1 protein-coding gene and 1 pseudogene are annotated in these 1,207 nt (G+C 63.9%); both read right to left on the bottom strand.

Annotation, left to right across the window (positions count from 1 at the left end; all coding sequences use genetic code 11):
- Nucleotides 1-119: 119 nt before the first annotated feature.
- A pseudogene (locus AC0L24_RS33790) lies at nucleotides 120-465 on the bottom strand (hypothetical protein).
- Nucleotide 466: 1 nt separating this feature from the next.
- On the bottom strand, nucleotides 467-1,207 hold a 741-nt coding region (locus AC0L24_RS33785; protein WP_473565077.1), incomplete at its 5' end, for an IS5 family transposase.

The raw sequence follows: 1,207 nt of genomic DNA, 5'->3' as shown, positions 1-1,207 counted from the left end.
AGCGTGCCGACGATGGCTCCCAGCACACCGCCGGGCCACGCAATGTCCGCCACAATACGAAGGTTCGCCAGCCCGAGGCTAATCCTGAGAACCCCTGACCTAGCAGGCTGTTGAAGAAGTCAGGCGCGCTCGCAGACGAAGCCTGAATCGTCGGCATTGTGGATGTAGAAGTGGCCCGACGAGGCGACCCGCGGTGCCGATCATCGCCCATCCGCGACCGCAAGCGGGATCGCTTTCGTCGTGACCCTCCCACGAGAATTCCGCGCAGGCCGAGCCGTCTCGCGCGCCGTAGCGGACATCAAGGAAGCCTTTGAGGGCGCCGAAGCCGATCTCGCCGTCCGCCGCGCCTTTGAACGTCAGATGCGCCTCTTCGACGAGATCGAGGAAATCATTGTCCCAGACATCCATTTCGACGATACGCCATCGACCGGCAAAGGCCTTGGCTATGGCTGGAACCTTGGCCATGTCAGCTGGTCCCAGCGATGAGCTTCGGCAGCCGCACCAGATTGTAGGCGGCGGCAGCGAAGGTGAAGCCCCATCCGACGCGGTCCCGGCCGCGCAACTTGGTTTGGCGCTGACCGGCAACCGTCTTGATCCAGCCGAACGCCTCCTCAATGCGCTTGCGAATACGCTGGCTGACGGCATAGCCGCCGTGCCGCGTCGTCCGGCCGTCGATCGCTGAGCTGCGGCCGCTGGTATTCTGCGCCACGTGCGGCGTCACCTTCAGCGAGCGCAACTCATTGATGAAGTCCTCCGCGTCATAGGCCTTGTCGGCGCCAAGCGTGATCGCCTGCGGCCGGTCGGCGCGCGGCTCGATCATGTGCAAGGCCGCCACTCGCTCAGCATGTCCGTCGGCCAGCGTCAGGCAGGCATCGACCAGCAGGCCGTGGCGGTTCTCCATCAACCCATGCCCGATGAAGCACAGCTTCGTCTCCTTGCCTTTACCCTTGCGATAGAGCCTGGCGTCAGGATCGGTGGTCGAGGCATGCGTATCGTTCGACCGCTTCTGGCCATGGAAATCCGCTTCAGCGTTGCGCCCGCCGCCTTGAGTTGGCGGCTCGCCCGAGCCGTCTTTCGGTTTGACGCTTTTCATCGACGCCCAGGCCTCGATCAGCGTCCCGTCGACCGAGAAGTGATCCGTGGACAGGAGCTTCTTGACCTTGGGCTGCGCCAGCACCGCAGCAAGGAACTTTGTCGCGATGTCGCC

Source organism: Mesorhizobium sp. WSM4809, from assembly GCF_055811655.1.
This window is presented reverse-complemented; position numbering and strand designations above follow the sequence as displayed.